Origin of the sequence: Rathayibacter sp. VKM Ac-2803, assembly GCF_009807175.1 — a bacterium.
In the GTDB taxonomy this organism is placed as follows: domain Bacteria; phylum Actinomycetota; class Actinomycetes; order Actinomycetales; family Microbacteriaceae; genus Rathayibacter.
Map to the genome: position 1 here is coordinate 3499588 of NZ_WUCD01000001.1, position 16682 is coordinate 3516269.

Below are 16682 nucleotides of genomic sequence, written 5' to 3' on the forward strand. Positions count from 1 at the left end.
CACCATGAACCTCAACTTCATCTGGCTGGCGATCGGGCAGATCGTCGACCCCACCGTCGCCGCCTACGCCCTGGCGACCATCGGCCTGGTCATCCACTTCGGCTTCACCGGTCTCCTCAACTTCGGACAGGCCGGATTCATGGCGGTCGGCGGCTACGCCTTCGCCATCACCTCGGTCAAGTTCGAGTGGCCCGTCTGGGGCTCGCTCCTCGCGACGATCGTCGCCGCGACGGTGTTCGCGCTCATCCTGGGCATCCCGACGCTCCGGCTGCGCGCCGACTACCTGTCGATCGTGACGATCGCGGCCGCCGAGATCATCCGGCTCTCCGTCAAGACGCCCGAGTTCTCGGCGGTCACCGGAGGCTCGGAGGGCATCAACGGCGCCGCGCGCGCCTTCAACGACCTCAACCCGCTCCCCGAGGGGCGCTGGGGCATCGGCATCCTGACCTACAGCCAGGACCAGTGGTGGGTGCGCATCGTGGGCTGGACGCTCGTCCTGCTCGCCTGCCTCCTGGTCTTCCTCCTGATGCGCAGCCCCTGGGGCCGCGTCATCAAGGGGATCCGCGAGGACGAGGACGCCGTGCGCTCGCTCGGCAAGAACGTCTTCTCGTACAAGATCCAGGCGCTGATCCTCGGCGGCGTGCTGGGCGGCCTGGCCGGAGCGCTGTTCATCCTGCCCCGCTCGCTGCAGCCCGACAACTACGGCACGCAGCTCACGTTCTTCCTCTACACGATCATGCTGCTGGGCGGTGCCGCGACGGTCTTCGGACCGGTCGTCGGCTCGATCATCTTCTGGGTCGTGCTGGGCCTGACCGACGGTCTCCTCACACTCGGGATCGACACCGGGGTCCTCGACAACGACCTCATCCGCCTCACCACCGTGCAGACCGGCCCGATCCGGTTCATCGTGGTGGGGGTCGCGCTCATGCTCCTGGTGATCTTCAGACCCCAGGGGATCTTCGGCAAGAAGAAGGATCTCCACTTTGCCTAAAACGCCGGTCTCGGACATCACCGAGGAAGTCATCGTCCCCGGGGTCAAGAAGAAGGACCCCATCGTCGTCGCCGACAACGTGAGCCGCCGATTCGGCGGCCTCACGGCGGTCGACGTCGCCCACCTCGAGATCCCGCGCGGATCGATCACCGCCCTCATCGGCCCCAACGGTGCCGGGAAGACCACGTTCTTCAACCTGCTCACCGGGTTCGACAAGCCCAACACGGGCAAGTGGAACTTCAAGGGCAAGAACCTCGCGAACGTGCCCGCCTACCGGGTGTCGCGGATGGGGATGGTGCGCACCTTCCAGCTGACCAAGGCGCTCGGCGGCATGACGGTCCTCGAGAACATGCTGCTCGGCGCCAAGGGGCAGAAGGGCGAGAACATCCTCACCTCGCTGATCAAGCCCCTGTGGTCGAAGGAGGAGGACACGATCGAGGCGCGCGCGATCCGCCTGCTCGAGAAGTTCAAGCTCGACACCAAGAAGGACGACTACGCGTCGAGCCTGTCGGGCGGCCAGAAGAAGCTGCTCGAGATGGCGCGCGCGCTGATGTCGGAGCCCGAGCTGGTCATGCTCGACGAGCCGATGGCCGGCGTGAACCCGGCACTGACGCAGTCGCTCCTGGGTCACATCGTGAACCTGAAGGACGAGGGCATGACCGTCCTCTTCGTCGAGCACGACATGCACATGGTCAACACGATCGCCGACTGGGTGATCGTGATGGCCGAGGGCAAGGTCGTCGCGGAGGGCCCGCCCTCCACCGTCATGAACGACCAGGCCGTCATCGACGCCTACCTGGGCGCGCACCACGACACCGATCTGGGCACCGTCGAGGGCCAGCTCGAGATCGCCGAGGAGATGGAGTCGGACCTCGTGCGCGAGGACGTCGAACGGCAGGCGCAGGAGGCCGGCATCGTGCCCCCCTCCGCCGCGCCCGCCTCGCCGGCGGTCGACTTCGGAAAGGATTCGAAATGAGCGTCGAGACGCCGAACACCCTCGAGACCCACGACCTCCACGCGGGGTACGTGCCGGGGGTCAACATCCTGAACGGCTCGAACGTCTACGTGAAGCGGGGTGAGCTCGTCGGCATCATCGGCCCCAACGGCGCCGGCAAGTCGACCCTCCTCAAGGCGATGTTCGGGCTGGTGAACATCCGCCAGGGCACCGTCATCCTGAACGGCGAGGACATCACCGGGCAGAAGGCCGACAAGCTGGTCTCCAAGGGCGTCGGGTTCGTGCCGCAGAACAACAACGTCTTCCCGTCGCTCACCATCGAGGAGAACCTCGAGATGGGCGTGTACCAGAAGCCGAAGACGTACCGCGAGCGACTCGAGTTCGTGACGGAGCTCTTCCCCGAGCTGGCCAAGCGCCTCAAGCAGCGCTCGGGCTCGCTCTCGGGCGGCGAGCGCCAGATGGTGGCGATGTCGCGGGCCCTGATGATGGACCCGTCGATGCTGCTGCTGGACGAGCCGAGCGCCGGCCTCTCCCCGATGCGCCAGGACGAGACGTTCGTGAACGTCCAGCGGATCAACCGGGCCGGGGTCTCGATCATGATCGTCGAGCAGAACGCCCGCCGCGCTCTGCAGATCTGCGATCGCGGCTACGTGCTCGACCAGGGCCGCGACGCCTACGAGGGCGCCGGGCGCGAGCTCATGAACGACCCCAAGGTGATCGAGCTCTACCTGGGCACGCTCGCGACGACCAACGAGGTCACCACGAGCACGCCGACCGTCGGCGGCTGAGACCGCCGCACCACCGAGGGCCCGTCGTCCGCCGAGAGGCGACGGCGGGCCCTCGTCGTCCTCCGGAAGGATCGCATGCGACGCATCGCGGGAGCGGCCGTCCTCGCCGCCGTGGCGGCGCTGCTCTCGGGCTGCGCGCCGGACCTCGCGACGGAGCTGCCCGAGGGAGTGAGCGTCGGCATCCGGCAGAACCGCGACGACTACGGTCCGCGGCGCATCGAGGTGCTGATCGAGAACGGCACCGGCGCTCCGCTCGACGTCTGGGAGGCACGGCTCGACTCCTCCGCCTTCGCCGAGGCCGTCGCGACCGTCGAGCCCACGACCATCCGCGCCGGCACGACGACGGCGCTCCGGCTGGCGCTGCCGGCGCCCGACTGCTCGGCGGGCGAGGTGGGGGCGACCGTGCGCCTGGCCTTCACGCAGGGCGACGTGTCGGGGACGGTGACGCTCGCGCCGGAGGACCCGTTCGACAGCATCACCCGGATCCACGACGAGGACTGCCTCGCCGAGCGCCTCGCCGACGTCGTCTCGATCGTGCCCGGCGACACCGTCGTCGTCTCGGAGGAGGGCGGGGAGCCCGTCGCGCATCTGACGCTCACGCTCACCCCGACGGGCGGCACCGGGGCCGTGACCGTCGAGGGCGTCGCGCGCACGATCCTGCTGCGCCCCGCCTCGGGCGCCGACTCCTGGCCCGCGAGCGCGCGGCTCGACTCCGGTTCGGCGCCGATCGTGCTCGATCTCGCGATCGTGCCCAGCAACTGCAACACCCACACGGTCTCGGAGGACAAGCGCGGGACGTTCCTGCCCGTCTCCGTCGCGATCGAGGGCGGGGCCTCCGGAGTCGTCTCCATCGGCGTCGGCGACGCCGTCCGCGGGGCGCTCTACGACTACATCGCCGAGGACTACTGCCGGTGGTGAGGGACGACGCACACGAGGATCTCTCCGATGCAGCGCCCCCCGTGGGAGGGACGGGTAAAGGGGGGTCGTGCCGTAATTTTGGGGACACGAGACGTCGCTCCCGCCAGGACGGACGGACCCTTCCTCCCTGATCGGAGACGGATTCTCTCACGCGGCAGGCCGACGGATCCGCCAGACGGGCGCGCGACGGATGTCCTGCGCCGACCGCCTTCGAAGGAGCCGCCATGAAGAGCTACACCCCTGCACCCGTCGCCCTCGGAGCGACCTTCGGGACCGGTGCGATCGGCGACTACGACCGCTGGTCGGTCGTCGGGGTGTACGCGCAGGTCGTCATCGCCGAGACCACCGGAGGCAAGCGCCGCAACTACAGCCGCTCCTTCGTCACGTACCGCCTCGCGCAGGAGGCGGAGCTGCTCCGCGCCTCCTAGCCCGCGCCTCCTAGCCCGCGCAGACACGACACGATCGAGCGCGCGTCCCCGTCAGGCGGACGCGCGCTGGATCAGTTCCGTCGGGAGGATGATGGCCGCCGGCCTCTCCCCCGCGATGCTCTGCAGCAGCAGCCGCACCATCTCGTAGCTGATCCGCTGGAACGGCTGCCGCATCGTCGTGAGCGCCGGGTCGGTCGACAGGGCGACGATCGAGTCGTCGAAGCCGCCGACCGAGACGTCCTCCGGAACGCGCCGGCCCGCACGGCGCAGCGCGTCGATCGCGCCGGCCGCCATGCGGTCGTTCGCCGCGAACACCGCGTCGAGATCGGGGTGCGTCTCGAGCAGCTCGGTCATCGCCCGATCGCCGCTGGCCCGGCCGTAGTCGCCGTAGCGGACGAGGGCCTCGTCGTAGGCGTCGCCCAGCTCGCGCCGGTAGCCGGCGAGGCGGGTGAGACCGCCGGGCAGGTCCGGCGGTCCGGCGATGGTCGCGACCCGACGGCGGCCCTTCGAGCGCAGGAACGCCACCATCTCGCGGGCGCCCTCCTCGTCGTCGGCGGCGACGTAGCCCATCCGCTTCTCGTAGCCCAGCGGGATGCCGCAGGCGATGGCGGGCACAGCGAGGTCCTGGATCTCGCGCAGGAGGCCCTGGCCGCCGTGCGCCGAGACCAGGAGCACGCCGTCGACGTGACCGGCACCGAGGTAGGCGAGCGCGCGCTTCTGCTCGGCGGTGCTGCCCGCCATGATCAGCACGAGCGAGACGGCGCGCTCGGCCAGGGCCGCCGCGGCTCCGGTCAGCAGGGTCGAGAAGTTCGGGTCCTCGAACAGCAGCTGGTGCTCCTCGGTGAGGAGGAACGCGACCGAGTCGGTGCGGTTCGTCGCGAGGCTCCGCGCGTGCGGATTCACGCGGTAGCCGGTCTTCTTGATCGCGGCCTCGACGGCGAGCTTCGCGTCGGGGCTGACCCACTTGCCTCCGTTGAGGACCCGCGACACGGTGCCGCGCGACACTCCCGCCTCGAGGGCGACGTGCTCGATCGTCGGACGCTGTCGGCCGGAGGCGGTGGTCACCCGGTCAGCTTAGGGTGCCCGGCGCCCGCGACCGAGGTCACGCCTTCACCGCGCCCGCGGCCAGGTCGACCTTCCAGAACCGCTGCAGGACCAGGAAGATCGCGATCAGCGGGATCACCGAGAGCAGCGCTCCGGTGATGACGAGCGTGTACAGCGACGGAGCGGACGCACCCTGGTTGAGCAGCCCGTTCAGGCCGACGGTGAGCGGGAACAGCTCGTCGTTGCCGAGCATGATGTACGGCAGCATGAAGTTGTTCCAGATCGCGACGAACTGGAAGAGGAAGATCGTGACGAGTCCGGGCAGGAGCATCGGGGTCGCGATCCTGGTGAAGATGTACATCTCCCCGGCGCCCTCGGTGCGAGCCGCCTCGATGACGTCGGTGGGGACGGCGGCGGCGGCGTAGATCCGCGCGAGGTAGATGCCGTACGGGCTGATGATCTGCGGCAGCAGCACTCCCCAGAAGGTGTTGGTCAGCCCGACGTTCGCGAGCAGGAAGTACTGCGGGATGGCGAGGATCACGCCGGGTACCAGCACGCCCATCAGCAGGACGTTGAAGACGACCTTCTTGCCCGGGAACTCGAACTTCGCGAGCACGTAGCCCGACAGCGCCGAGATCCAGGTGGAGGCGATCGCGCCGATGCCGGCGTAGAGCGCGGTGTTCAGCATCCAGCGCCAGAAGAGTCCGTCGCGGTACGAGGTCAGCGCGACGATGTTGTCGATCAGGTGCGAGCTCGGCGCGAGGGTGAACGTCGAGAAGAGCTCGCCGCCGTCCTTCGTGGAGGCCATCAGCACCCAGAACACGGGGAAGAGGCAGTAGATCGCGCCGACCAGGAGGATGCCGGTCGAGATCGCGCTCGGCCGCTCCCTGCGGGCGAGGGGCGAGCGCGAGGCGCGCGGGGACGGTGCTGCAGTGCGGGAGCGCGGGGCGGTGGTGGCGGTCATGGATCAGTCCTCCTGTCCGAAGGCTCGCTTCTGCACGACCCGGAGGAAGAGGAAGGAGATGATGAAGGTGGCCAGGGCGATCACGACGGAGGTCGCCGCGGCGGAGTAGATGTCGTCGCGGGTGAACGCGTCGCGGTAGACGAGCATGAGCGGCGACCAGCTGGTCGAGAGGCTGTTGGTGAGCGGGCGCAGCGTGGTCGGCTCGGCGAAGACCTGCAGGGTCGCGACCATCGAGAACAGCGCCGTCATCACCAGGGCCGGCGCGAGGATCGGGATCTTGATCCGCAGGGCGATCTGGACCTCGCTCGCCCCGTCGATCCGGGCGGCCTCGTAGATGTCGCTCGAGACCGCCTTCAGCGAGGTGTAGATGACGATCATGTTGAAGCCGACTCCGCCCCACAGCGCGATGTTGGCGATGCCGAAGATCACCGCTCCGGAGGAGAGCAGGCTCGGCGCATCCCAGCCGAGGCGTTCGAAGACGTAGTAGAAGGGGCTCACCGCGGGGAGGTAGAGGAAGCCCCAGAGCAGCGAGCTGATCACGGCGGGCACCGCATAGGGCAGGAAGATCGAGATCCGCGAGAAACCGACGGCGCGGGTGCGCTTGGAGTCGAGGAGGAGCGCGAAGAGCAGCGCGAGGCCGAGCATGCACGGGATGAGGATGAGGCCGTAGAGCAGCACCCGGCCGACGCTGGCGGCGAACTCGGGGTCGGACAGCGCCGAGACGTAGTTCTCGATGCCGGCGAACACCTGCTTCTGCGCGCCCGAGCCCAGACCCAGCCCGCTGACCTGCTTCTTCTGGAAGCTGAGGAACAGGGTGTAGAGGATGGGCGCGGCCATGAAGGCGACGAAGAGCACGATGCCCGGCGCGAGCATCGCGTACGGCACGCCGACGCGGGAGCGCCAGCCGGCGCGGCCTCGGGAGGCGGGTCGGCCCCGGCCGCTCGGCGGCGCGGTGCCGTCGGCGGGTCGGCTGATCGTGGGAGCGGTCATCGCTGGTCCTCGTCCTGCTTGCTGAGTGGTTCGAGTGCGGCCGCGGCCGCACGGGAGGGGGGCGGTGAGGAGGCGGGGACGCGTGGCCCCCGCCTCCGTCACCGCTACTTCACGGAGAAGCCGCTGGAGACCAGGTCGTCCTCGGTGATGGACTGCATCGAGGCGACGGCGTCGACGAAGGCCTGCTTCGTCTTGGCGTCGGCGGCCTTGGCGAACTCGTCGTTGTAGGCGCTGAAGGCCACGTTGACGTTGGGCCCGTAGGTGAACGACGACACGGTGTCGGCGGCCTCGGCCGCGACGTCGTAGAAGTCGGCCTGGGTGCTGAAGAACTCGGGCGAGGTCGTCAGAGCGTCCGAGGCGGCCTCGGTCGCGGCCGGGTACACGCCGGAGATGTCGGCGAGAGCGGCGACCGCTTCGGGGTCGCTGTTCAGCCAGGTGGCGAACTCGACCGCGGCGTCGACCTTGTCCGACTGCGTCGTGATCGCCGTGCTCGAGCCGCCCCAGTTGCCGTTCGAGGGTGCGGAGGCGTCCCACTGCGGCAGCGGGGCAGCGGTCCAGAGACCCGCGGTGTCGGGGGCGTTGCCGCCGAGGACTCCGGGAGCCCAGACCGAGCTGATCCAGCCGACCTGCGAGCCGTCGTTCAGGCCGGCGTTCCACTCGGGGGTGTACATCGGCTTGTTGTCGATGGCACCCTCCTCGACCAGGCCGCCCCAGTAGTCGGCGACCTTCTCGGTGGGGCCGGCGTCGATGTCGACGCCCCAGCTCTGGTCGTCGATGGACCACCAGGAGGCGCCCGCCTGCTGCGTGAGACCGGCGAACCAGCCCGCGTCGTTGGCCGAGAACGTGCCGAGGTACTTCGACGGGTCGGACTGGTGCACGGCGCGCGCCACCTCGGCGTACTCGTCCCAGGTGGTGGGGATCGCGAGGCCGAGGCTGTCGAGGATGTCGGTGCGGTAGTAGGCCATCATCGGGCCGGAGTCCTGCGGGATCGCGTAGACCGCGTCTCCGCCCAGGGTGACCGACGACCAGACGCCGTCGGAGTACTCGCCCGCGAGGTCGTCCGGGATCTCGCCCGAGAGGTCGGCGAGCGCGTCGGAGGCGACCAGCGTCGGGATCTTCTGGTACTCGGCCTGGATCAGGTCGGGGGCGCCGCTGCCCGCCTTGATGGCGGTGAGCAGCTTGGTGATGGCGGGGTCGCCGCCGTCCTGCTTGTTGACCGTGACCTGGATGTCCGGGTTCTCGGAGTTCCAGATGTCGACGACCTGCTCGAGGTTCGGAGCCCAGGCCCAGTAGTTCAGTTCTACCGGACCGGAACCGCCGCCGTCGCCCGAGGCGGTGCAGCCGGTGAGAGCCAGGGCGGCGACCGCCGCGGTGGTGATGGCTGCCCTGCGGAGTGATGTGCGCATTCGTCCTCCTTGTCGAAAGTGCTGTGGATGTGGTGCACAGGGCTCCGACGGGGGTGAGGACGACGGTGTGCCTGTGAGCGGTTACAGTTACACACGCCCTGACCGGGATTGTCAACTCAGGCGATCCGCGGGTTCGAGGGCTACTGCGCCGTTCTGTGCGGATCTGATCCGTGCTAGAACTGGGAGCGCACACAGTCAAAGGAGATCGACGCATGACCAGCGACCTCAGCACCCCCGTCGCGTCGGCGGCCCGTGAGAGCCCCCGCACCGCCGCCCTCGGCCGACCAGGACGGGCGCTGCTCGGCGGTCGCGCCGAGATCCGCTACGGCGGCGACTACAACCCCGAGCAGTGGCCCCGCGAGGTGTGGCACGAGGACATCGCGCTGATGCGCAGCGCCGGCGTGAACCTCGTCAGCATCGGGATCTTCTCGTGGGCCCTCCTGGAGCCGCGCGAGGGCGAGTACGACTTCTCCTTCCTCGACGAGCTGATCGAGCTGCTGCACGACGCCGGCATCGACGTCGACCTGGCGACCCCGACCGCCGCTCCCCCGGCCTGGTTCTGGGCGAAGCACCCCGCAGCGCGCCCCGTCACCCGCGAGGGCGTCACCCTCGGCTGGGGCTCCCGCGGCATGGTGAGCCCGAGCTCACCCGAGTACCGCGCGGCGTGCGTCGCGCTGACGGAGCGGCTCGCCGAGCGCTACGCGGCGCATCCGGCTGTCGTGCTCTGGCACGTGCACAACGAGTACGGCGCACCCATCAGCGAGGACTACTCCGAGGTCAGCGTCCTGGCCTTCCGTCGCTGGCTGCTGCGGCGCTACGGCTCCCTCGAGGCGCTCAACGCCGCCTGGGGCACGCTGTTCTGGGGTCAGGTCTACGGCGAGTGGGAGGAGATCGACGCCCCCCGCCTCTCGGCCAGCGTCGTCAACCAGACCCAGCGCCTCGACTTCGCGCGCTTCACCTCTGACGCCCTGCTCGAGTGCTTCACGGCCGAGCGCGACGCCATCAAGCGCTTCGCCCCGAGCACTCCCGTCACCACCAACTTCATGGCGACGAACTGCCCCTCCGTGGACCTCTGGAAGTGGCGCTCGGAGGTCGACCTCGTCGCCAACGACCACTACCTGGTCGCCGAGCGGCGCGACAACCACGTGCTGCTCGCGATGGACGCCGATCTCACCCGCTCCCTCGCCGGCGGTGCGCCGTGGATCCTGATGGAGCACTCGACCTCCGCCGTGAACTGGCAGCCGCGCAACATCGCCAAGCGCCCCGGCGAGCTCGCGCGCAACAGCATGAGCCACCTGGCCCGCGGGGCCGACGCGATCCTCTACTTCCAGTTCCGCGCCTCGCGCTACGGAGCCGAGAAGTTCCACTCCGCGATGCTGCCGCACGCGGGTGTCGGCAGCCGCGTCTGGAAGGAGGTCGTCGCCCTCGGCGACGAGCTCGCCGGACTGTCGGAGGTGCTCGGCTCGCGAGTGAGCGCCCGTGCCGCGATCCTGTGGGACTGGGAGTCGTTCTGGGCTCAGGACCTCGAGTGGCGGCCCTCGGTCGAGCTCGAGCACCGCGAGCGGGTCATCGCGTACTACACCGAGCTCTGGCGGCGCGGCGTCACGGTCGACTTCGCCCACCCCGGTGCCGACCTGTCCGGCTACGACATCGTCCTCGCGCCGGCGCTGTACCTCATCGACGACGCATCGCGCGCGAACCTCGAGGACTACGTGCGCTCGGGCGGCACCTTCCTCGCCTCCTACTTCTCCGGGGTCGTCGACGAGAACGACGCCGTGCACGCGGGCGGCGCACCGGGCGCCCTGCGCGAGGTGCTCGGAGTCGCGGTGCCGGAGTTCCTGCCGCTGTACGAGGACCAGGTCGTCACCCTGGGCTCCGGCGCCTCGGCGTCGGGCTGGGCCGAGGAGGTCGTGCTCGAGGGCGCCGACTCCGTCTCCGACTACACCGACGGCCCCGCCGCCGGGTCGCCCGCGGTGACCCGGAACCTGTACGGAGCCGGAGTCTCCTGGTACGTCTCGACGCGCCTCGCAGGGGACGACCTCGGCGCCGTGGTCGAGGACGCGCTGCGCGACGCCGGCATCGAGGCGGTGCTCGGCGAGCCCGGCCTCGAGACGGTCGTCCGCTCGGGCGACGAGGCCGACTTCGTCTTCCACCTCAACCACTCCGAAGCCGACGTCACCGTCGCGGCGACCGGTGTCGAGCTGCTCACCGGCGCGGATGCGGCGGGCTCGCTCGTCGTCCCCGCCGGCCTCGTGCGGGTGCTGCGCCGCCCGCGCTGACGTCTCGCGCCTCCCGACGGCCCGCCCGACCCTCCGGTCAGGCGGGCCGTCGGCGTTCCCGGTGCACGCTCTGCAGGTGCTGGTGCGGTCTGACGGTGCCCGTGCGATCTGCAGGAGCCGGTGCGATCTGCAGGCGATGCGCGCCGAGACGGCCGGATCACCGCAGGAACCGCTCCGGTGCGGGGCGAGCTCCTGCAGACCGCACCTCCGCCCCGCACGCGACACCCCGCGCACGACGAAGGGGCCCGGTCCGAAGACCGAGCCCCTGAGTGTCACGACCGGAGTCGTGTCACCCGATCGCTACTCGAGCGAGCCGTCGACGGTCTCCTCGAACGAGGTGACGTTGCCGGCCGAGTACTTGTAGATCGACACCGAGGCCTCGCTCGGGTCGCCGTTCTCGTCGAACGAGATCGGGCCGGAGAGACCGTTGTAGTCGATGTCCTCGTCGTCCGCGAGCAGCGCCGCGCAGTCGGCGAAGGTCGTGCACTCGGTGCCGTCCTTCGAGACGGTCTCGAGGTTGTCGCGGATGGTCGCGCCGTCCGTCGCTCCACCCTGCAGCGCCGCGAGGGCGAGCAGGACGGTGGCGTCGTAGGACTCGGGGGCGTAGCTGAACACCGTCAGCGGGTCGTTCCCCTGCTCCTCGACGAGAGCCTGGAGGTTGGACTGGAAGTCGTCCGACGCCTGCACACCCGGGTTGGTGAACTGGGCGCCCGCGATGTCGACGTTGGTGTCGGCCTCGCTGATGACGCCGTAGTTGCCGTCCGTGCCGTAGAGGTTCGCGAAGTCGAAGCCCTTCGCCGCGAGCTGCTCGGCGATGGTCGTGATCTCGTCGAACGAGATGACGACGAGCGCGTCGGGGTTCGGGGCGAGCACGGTGGTGAGCGCCGAGTTGAAGTCGGTCGAGGCCGGCTCGAAGATCTCCTCGGCCGCGACGGTCGCGCCGCCCGCCTCGAGGGTCTCCTTGATGTTCGACTCGAGGCCGGTGCCGTACGCGTCGTTCATGTACAGGATCGAGACGTTGGTCTTGCCGTCGCCCAGGATCTTGTTGCCGAGGATGCGGCCCTGCAGCACGTCCGAGGGAGCGGTGCGCCAGTAGTAGCCGTCGTCCTCGTAGGTGGTGAAGTCGGGCGAGGTGTTCGCCGGCGAGATCTGCACGACGCCCGCCTGGGTCACCTGGTCGATGAAGGTCTTCGAGACACCCGACGACGCCGCGCCGATGATCGCCGACACGCCGTCGGCGATGAGGGAGGTCGCGGACTGCGTCGCGATGTCGGTCGTGGTGTCGCCCGAGTCCTTCTGCTCGACCTCGATCGAGAGGCCGGCAGCGGCCTCGTTGATGTCGGCGACCGCGAGGTCGACGCCCGCGATCTCGGGCGGGCCGAGGACGGCCAGGGTGCCCGTCTGCGGGAGGATCGTGCCGATCTTCAGGGACAGGTCGCCGGAGGCTCCGCCTTCGCTGCCCGAGTCGCCGCTGTCGCCGCCACTGGCGCAGCCAGCGAGAACGAGAGCGCTGGCGCCCAGAATGGCGACGCCGCCGAGGGTTGCCCGGAGGGTCCGCGCGCGTGAGGCCGAACCGGCCTTCGCGTATACGCCCATGTTGCTCCTTGAGATGTGGTTGTCGTCAGAGCGGTGCCGGAGGCAACCGCTGGGCAAACGTAACCTTCGGAGCAGCCGTGAACAATACGGACGTGTTACGAACGGGTTTCGCGACCCGATCGTTACTTTCGACCGCAGCAACCGCTCTCTGCAACGCGATCCGCACTTCACGCCACCGTTCGGCGCCTCCGACGCTCGGCGGCGACCAGGTCGACTGAGAAGATCACCAGGGCCGCCCAGACGAGAGCGAAGCCGATCCAGCGCTCCGGCGGCATCGCCTCGTGGAGCACGAAGGCCCCGACGAGGAACTGCAGGATCGGCGTCAGGTACTGGATGAACCCGACGATCGACAGCGGCAGCCGGCGCGCGGCACCCGCGAACAGCAGGAGCGGCACCGCCGTCACGATGCCCGCCGAGGCGAGGATGAGCGCGTGACCCGGCCCCTCCGTGCCGATCGTCAGGCCGACCATCGAGCCGACGACGGCGAGCTGGACGAGGGCGAGCGGAGTCAGCCACAGCGTCTCGAGCGTGAGTCCGCCGACCGCGTCGATCCGCCCGCCGACCCGGCTCTTGACCAGGCCGTAGAGACCGAACGAGAAGGCGAGCGCCAGCGACACCCAGGGGAAGGATCCGTACCCGACCGCGATGACCAGCACGGCGACCGCGCTGATCGCCATCGCGATCCACTGCGCCCGGCGCAGGCGCTCGCGCAGCACGATGACGCCCAGCAGCACCGTGACCAGCGGGTTGATGAAGTAGCCCAGGGCCGCCTCGATGACGTGGCCCGTCGTCGTCGCGATGACGTAGACCTGCCAGTTGACGTAGATGAGCACTCCGGCGAGCGCCATGACCCCCAGGAGACGCGGCTCGCGGAAGAGGCCGAGGAAGCCCGGCCAGCTGCGGGTGACCGTGAGGAGCACGGCGCAGAAGACGAGCGAGAAGAGCACCCGGAGCGCGACGATCTCGAACGGAGAGGCCGGCGCCATCGCGATGAAGTAGAGCGGCATCGCGCCCCAGAGCAGGTACGCGCCGAAGCCGAACCACAGCCCCGTCGACGACATCGCACCGGAGTCGCGCGCCGCGGCGGGCCCCTCCACACCCTCTCCGACGGGGATGTCGGCGGTCGGGGGCCCGAAGGAGTCTGAAGGAGTACGGGAGGCGGACACTCCCCCGATGCTACGCAGCCGTTCGAGCGCCGTACGGCTCTCGACGGTCACGCGCCGGTCGGATCAGGCCACCTGTCGCGAGGAGGACCGGCCGGGGACGACGAAGGGCCCGGCGACCGAAGTCGCCGGGCCCTTCGCGGAACCGCCGGAGCGGAGGGCGTCCTAGCGGACGACGACCGCGAGGACGTCGCGCGCGGAGAGGACCAGGAGGTCGTCGCCACCGAACTTGACCTCGGTTCCGCCGTACTTGGAGTAGATGACCTTGTCACCCACGGCGACGTCGAGGGGGACGCGGTTGCCGTTGTCGTCGATGCGGCCGGGGCCCACGGCGACGACTTCGCCCTCCTGCGGCTTCTCCTTGGCAGTGTCGGGGATGACGAGACCGGAAGCGGTCACCTGCTCCGCTTCGACCTGCTTGATGACGATGCGATCTTCGAGCGGCTTGATGGACACCGACACGGTTGACCTCTTTCTTGACGACGTTGGGACGGAGCGCAGTCATTGGCAGACACGCTCCGAGAGTGCTAGATCCACTGTAGAGGCAAGGCTGGCACTCGTGCAATCAGAGTGCCAAGACGGTCGGCTCGGGGTGAGCAGCCGGTGGCCTAGCATGGCCGGATGCGACGCGACGAGCTGGTCGAGCTCCTCTCCCCCGAGGGGCTCCGGCTCCTCGACAGCCTCGACGGCTACCGCTCCGACGACCTCGTGCGCGCGGTCGCGACGCTGCGAGCGGCGGGGCACTCCCCGGGGCTGGTCGCCGCCGTCCTCACCCAGGCGCGCCTCCGGGCGCGGGCCGAGTCGAAGTTCGGCGAGTTCGCGCGCTCGATGCTCTTCACCGACGCGGGGCTCGAGCAGGCCACGCGCCTCCGGGTCGCCGCGCTGCACGCCGGGCGGTTCGCGGCGGCGAAAGCCACGCGCGTCGCCGACCTCGGCAGCGGCATCGGTGGCGACGCCCTCGCGCTCGCGGCGATCGACCTCGAGGTGACGGCCGTGGACGCCGACGAGATCACCGCGACTCTCGCGAGCTTCAACCTCGCTCCGTTCCCCTCCGCCCGAGCCGTGCACGCCGACGCCGAGTCGTTCGACCTCGACGGCTTCGATGCGGTCTACCTCGACCCCGCGCGACGCACTGCCGGGCACCGCGAGACCCGGCGGCTCGAGGATCCCGACGACTACTCCCCCTCGCTCGAGTTCGCCTTCGGTCTCGCCGAGCGCCGGCCGACGGGCATCAAGCTCGGCCCCGGCTTCGACCGCGGGCGCATCCCGGCCGAGGCCGAGGCGCAGTGGGTCTCGGTCGACGGCGAGCTGGTCGAGACAGGTCTGTGGTTCGGCGCTCTGGCGCGTCCGGGCATCCGCCGGTCGGCCCTCCTGCTCGGCTCCGGCGGGGCGTCGGAGCTCACCGCCGCCTCCGACAGCGTGGACGAGGAGGTCGGCGAGCTCGGCGCCTTCGTGCACGAACCCGACGGCTCCGCGATCCGGGCTCGACTGCTCGGCGAGCTCGCGCGCTCGAGCGGCTCGCGCATGCTCTCGCCCGGGATCGCCTACCTCACCGGGGACGCTCCGTCGACGACGCCGTTCCTCCGCAGCTTCCGCGTGCTGGCCGAGCTGCCGCTCGACGAGCGGACGCTGGCCAGGGAGCTGAAGGGGCGCGGGATCGGGGTGCTCGAGATCAAGAAGCGCGGCGTCGACCTCGATCCGGCGCTGTTCCGCAAGAAGCTCGGCCTCAAGGGCGCCGGCAGCGCGGTCCTCATCCTGACCCGGGTGCAGGGCCGGCACCGTGCCCTGCTGGCCGAGCGGGCGGGCTGACCGCGCTCAGTATCCGCTCGAGGAGCCCGCTGCGCCCAGGGCGATGGCGAAGAGCACGATGGTGATCGCGAGGTAGATCAGCGACACGGTGATCCCGGCGAACCCGGTGATGATCGCGGTGAGCGCGAAACCGCGCGCGGCGGGCTCTCGGCGTCGGCCGAGGAAGCCGAGCACGACCGCGGGTGCCGAGAGGATGAAGCCGAAGCCCCAGGCGAAGATCGTGATCACGAGGCCCACGATCCCGAGGATCATGCCGACCAGACTGAGCGTGCGCGGCGGCGCGGCGGGCGTAGGAGGGTAGGCGTACCCGGGAGCGGGCGGGCCGGCGGGGGTGCCGTAGGCGGGAGCGCCGTACGCCGACGCACCGTACGCGGGCGGCTGCGCGGGTCTCGCGTACTCGCCCTCCGACGGCGGCGCCTGGGGCACGGAGGGGGCCTGGGGCGCCGCACGGTCGGCGGGCGCCGCAGTCGCGGCCGGGGGCGCCGGAGGAGCGGGCGGGATGGGAGGGGCCGGGGGCGCAGGAGGGACGGGGACGAAGCCCTGGTGGTCGTCGTCGGAGCCGGGCCGAGTGCTGTCGCTCATGCCGCCGAGCCTAGGGCCTGCGCGCCGGCGACGCTCAGGCGGAGAGGTACCCGTCGGACCTCAGTCCGCCCACGAAGGCGGTGTAGGCGAACCAGCCCGCGACCGCGAGGACGACGACCAGGTAGCCGAGGACGAAGCCGGCGACGGCGATCCCGCGACCGCGCTGGCCGGAGCGCCCGGCCTGCGCGAAGCCGACGTGGCCGAGCACGATCGCGGCGGGGGCGAGTCCGAGCAGACCGCAGATCAGCGCGGCGACGGCGAGCCCGTTGAGCGGCGGACGGACGACGGGGGCGACCGGCGGCTCGACGGGCTCGGACGGCGGCGGGTACTCCGCCGACGGCGCTCCGGAGGGGGCGGCGTAGGTCGCGACCGGCTCGCTGCTGCGCTCGTCGTCCACGGCGTCTCCCCTCATCGGACGGAGCGCCCCCTCCGGGATCGGAGGGGGCGCGTCGGGTGTCAGTACCCGGTGGTGGGAGCGGTCGCGGCGAGCGCGAAGAGCCCGACGAACGCGATGATCGAGACGATGACGGCGGCGAAGCCGATGACGATGGCGGCGATGGCGAGTCCGCGGCCCTTCTCTCCGGTGCGCTTGATCTGCGACAGGGCGATGAAGCCCAGCACGATGCCGACGACCGAGACGAAGAACGAGGCGATGAAGCCGATGATCGCCAGGATGTTGTAGCGGTCGGAGGCGGGCGTGTACGGAGTGGTCATGGGATCCCCCTTGATCAGGAACGAGCGGATGCGTCCAGCGTGGCAGGGCTCTCGA

Annotated in this window: 17 protein-coding genes; 7 read left to right on the forward strand and 10 right to left on the reverse strand. The window is 70.1% G+C overall.

The window, feature by feature from the left end; genetic code table 11:
* The first annotated feature begins 4 nt into the window (after positions 1 to 4).
* The 5 genes from GRS96_RS16365 to GRS96_RS16385 all read left to right on the forward strand — a co-directional run bounded on the left by GRS96_RS16365 (position 5) and on the right by GRS96_RS16385 (position 4080).
* Positions 5 to 991, forward strand: coding sequence for a branched-chain amino acid ABC transporter permease (locus GRS96_RS16365; protein WP_159852331.1), 987 nt, complete (start codon positions 5 to 7; stop codon positions 989 to 991).
* The gene (locus GRS96_RS16370) at positions 984 to 1967 is read left to right on the forward strand and encodes an ABC transporter ATP-binding protein (protein WP_159988989.1); all 984 of its coding nucleotides are present in this window, start codon (positions 984 to 986) and stop codon (positions 1965 to 1967) included. Before GRS96_RS16365 ends, GRS96_RS16370 begins: the two co-directional genes overlap by 8 nt.
* Positions 1964 to 2734: an ABC transporter ATP-binding protein gene (locus GRS96_RS16375; protein ID WP_159852335.1), complete on the forward strand. Its 771-nt coding sequence runs from the start codon at positions 1964 to 1966 to the stop codon at positions 2732 to 2734. The genes GRS96_RS16370 and GRS96_RS16375 overlap by 4 nt, the downstream gene beginning before the upstream one ends.
* Before the next feature lie 75 nt (positions 2735 to 2809).
* Positions 2810 to 3652, forward strand: coding sequence for a hypothetical protein (locus GRS96_RS16380; protein ID WP_159988990.1), 843 nt, complete (start codon positions 2810 to 2812; stop codon positions 3650 to 3652).
* Between the two features lie 224 nt (positions 3653 to 3876).
* A complete protein-coding gene (locus tag GRS96_RS16385) occupies positions 3877 to 4080 on the forward strand; it encodes a hypothetical protein (RefSeq protein ID WP_159852339.1) in 204 nt (67 codons plus the stop codon).
* Between the two features lie 51 nt (positions 4081 to 4131).
* Here the strand turns inward: GRS96_RS16385 and GRS96_RS16390 are convergent, their stop codons facing one another.
* The 4 genes from GRS96_RS16390 to GRS96_RS16405 form a co-directional block, all read right to left on the reverse strand.
* Positions 4132 to 5145, reverse strand: coding sequence for a LacI family DNA-binding transcriptional regulator (locus GRS96_RS16390; RefSeq protein ID WP_159852341.1), 1014 nt, complete (start codon positions 5143 to 5145; stop codon positions 4132 to 4134).
* A 37-nt stretch (positions 5146 to 5182) separates the two neighbouring features.
* The gene (locus tag GRS96_RS16395) at positions 5183 to 6088 is read right to left on the reverse strand and encodes a carbohydrate ABC transporter permease (RefSeq protein WP_159852343.1); all 906 of its coding nucleotides are present in this window, start codon (positions 6086 to 6088) and stop codon (positions 5183 to 5185) included.
* Positions 6089 to 6091: 3 nt separating this feature from the next.
* A complete protein-coding gene (locus tag GRS96_RS16400) occupies positions 6092 to 7078 on the reverse strand; it encodes a carbohydrate ABC transporter permease (RefSeq protein ID WP_159852345.1) in 987 nt (328 codons plus the stop codon).
* A gap of 104 nt (positions 7079 to 7182) precedes the next feature.
* Positions 7183 to 8484 (reverse strand): ABC transporter substrate-binding protein, encoded by a 1302-nt coding sequence (locus GRS96_RS16405; RefSeq protein WP_159852347.1) that lies wholly within the window; start codon positions 8482 to 8484, stop codon positions 7183 to 7185.
* Positions 8485 to 8696: 212 nt separating this feature from the next.
* On the opposite strand from GRS96_RS16405, the gene GRS96_RS16410 reads away from it, so the two are divergent.
* Positions 8697 to 10763, forward strand: a complete 2067-nt coding sequence (locus tag GRS96_RS16410; RefSeq protein WP_159852349.1) for a beta-galactosidase — start codon at positions 8697 to 8699, stop codon at positions 10761 to 10763.
* Between the two features lie 300 nt (positions 10764 to 11063).
* Here the strand turns inward: GRS96_RS16410 and GRS96_RS16415 are convergent, their stop codons facing one another.
* From GRS96_RS16415 to groES, 3 genes are all read right to left on the reverse strand, one after another.
* On the reverse strand, positions 11064 to 12359 hold the full coding sequence (locus tag GRS96_RS16415; RefSeq protein WP_159852352.1) for an ABC transporter substrate-binding protein: 1296 nt from the start codon (positions 12357 to 12359) through the stop codon (positions 11064 to 11066).
* A gap of 167 nt (positions 12360 to 12526) precedes the next feature.
* Positions 12527 to 13420 carry an EamA family transporter RarD gene (gene rarD / locus GRS96_RS16420; RefSeq protein WP_159853221.1) on the reverse strand — a complete coding sequence of 298 codons (894 nt, stop codon included), beginning with the start codon at positions 13418 to 13420 and terminating at the stop codon, positions 12527 to 12529.
* Between the two features lie 267 nt (positions 13421 to 13687).
* Positions 13688 to 13984, reverse strand: a complete 297-nt coding sequence (gene groES / locus GRS96_RS16425) for a co-chaperone GroES (protein ID WP_068251574.1) — start codon at positions 13982 to 13984, stop codon at positions 13688 to 13690.
* A 159-nt stretch (positions 13985 to 14143) separates the two neighbouring features.
* Between groES and GRS96_RS16430 the strand changes: the two genes are divergently transcribed.
* On the forward strand, positions 14144 to 15331 hold the full coding sequence (locus tag GRS96_RS16430) for a class I SAM-dependent methyltransferase (protein ID WP_159852354.1): 1188 nt from the start codon (positions 14144 to 14146) through the stop codon (positions 15329 to 15331).
* Positions 15332 to 15337: 6 nt separating this feature from the next.
* Here the strand turns inward: GRS96_RS16430 and GRS96_RS16435 are convergent, their stop codons facing one another.
* The 3 genes from GRS96_RS16435 to GRS96_RS16445 are packed head-to-tail and all read right to left on the reverse strand — an operon-like array spanning position 15338 to position 16627.
* Positions 15338 to 15913, reverse strand: coding sequence for a DUF4190 domain-containing protein (locus GRS96_RS16435; protein ID WP_159988991.1), 576 nt, complete (start codon positions 15911 to 15913; stop codon positions 15338 to 15340).
* A 34-nt stretch (positions 15914 to 15947) separates the two neighbouring features.
* Positions 15948 to 16310 carry a DUF4190 domain-containing protein gene (locus GRS96_RS16440; RefSeq protein WP_236553647.1) on the reverse strand — a complete coding sequence of 121 codons (363 nt, stop codon included), beginning with the start codon at positions 16308 to 16310 and terminating at the stop codon, positions 15948 to 15950.
* A gap of 59 nt (positions 16311 to 16369) precedes the next feature.
* Positions 16370 to 16627: a DUF4190 domain-containing protein gene (locus GRS96_RS16445; RefSeq protein ID WP_159852360.1), complete on the reverse strand. Its 258-nt coding sequence runs from the start codon at positions 16625 to 16627 to the stop codon at positions 16370 to 16372.
* Between the last annotated feature and the right edge of the window lie 55 nt (positions 16628 to 16682).

Coding starts and splice junctions, on each gene's coding strand:
- GRS96_RS16365 (WP_159852331.1), top strand. CDS start 5: ATGAACCTCAACTTCATCTGGCTGGCGATCGGGCAGATCGTCGACCCC.
- GRS96_RS16375 (WP_159852335.1), top strand. CDS start 1,964: ATGAGCGTCGAGACGCCGAACACCCTCGAGACCCACGACCTCCACGCG.
- GRS96_RS16380 (WP_159988990.1), top strand. CDS start 2,810: ATGCGACGCATCGCGGGAGCGGCCGTCCTCGCCGCCGTGGCGGCGCTG.
- GRS96_RS16385 (WP_159852339.1), top strand. CDS start 3,877: ATGAAGAGCTACACCCCTGCACCCGTCGCCCTCGGAGCGACCTTCGGG.
- GRS96_RS16395 (WP_159852343.1), bottom strand. CDS start 6,088: ATGACCGCCACCACCGCCCCGCGCTCCCGCACTGCAGCACCGTCCCCG.
- GRS96_RS16400 (WP_159852345.1), bottom strand. CDS start 7,078: ATGACCGCTCCCACGATCAGCCGACCCGCCGACGGCACCGCGCCGCCG.
- GRS96_RS16405 (WP_159852347.1), bottom strand. CDS start 8,484: ATGCGCACATCACTCCGCAGGGCAGCCATCACCACCGCGGCGGTCGCC.
- GRS96_RS16410 (WP_159852349.1), top strand. CDS start 8,697: ATGACCAGCGACCTCAGCACCCCCGTCGCGTCGGCGGCCCGTGAGAGC.
- GRS96_RS16415 (WP_159852352.1), bottom strand. CDS start 12,359: ATGGGCGTATACGCGAAGGCCGGTTCGGCCTCACGCGCGCGGACCCTC.
- rarD (WP_159853221.1), bottom strand. CDS start 13,420: ATGTCGTCGACGGGGCTGTGGTTCGGCTTCGGCGCGTACCTGCTCTGG.
- GRS96_RS16430 (WP_159852354.1), top strand. CDS start 14,144: ATGCGACGCGACGAGCTGGTCGAGCTCCTCTCCCCCGAGGGGCTCCGG.
- GRS96_RS16435 (WP_159988991.1), bottom strand. CDS start 15,913: ATGAGCGACAGCACTCGGCCCGGCTCCGACGACGACCACCAGGGCTTC.
- GRS96_RS16445 (WP_159852360.1), bottom strand. CDS start 16,627: ATGACCACTCCGTACACGCCCGCCTCCGACCGCTACAACATCCTGGCG.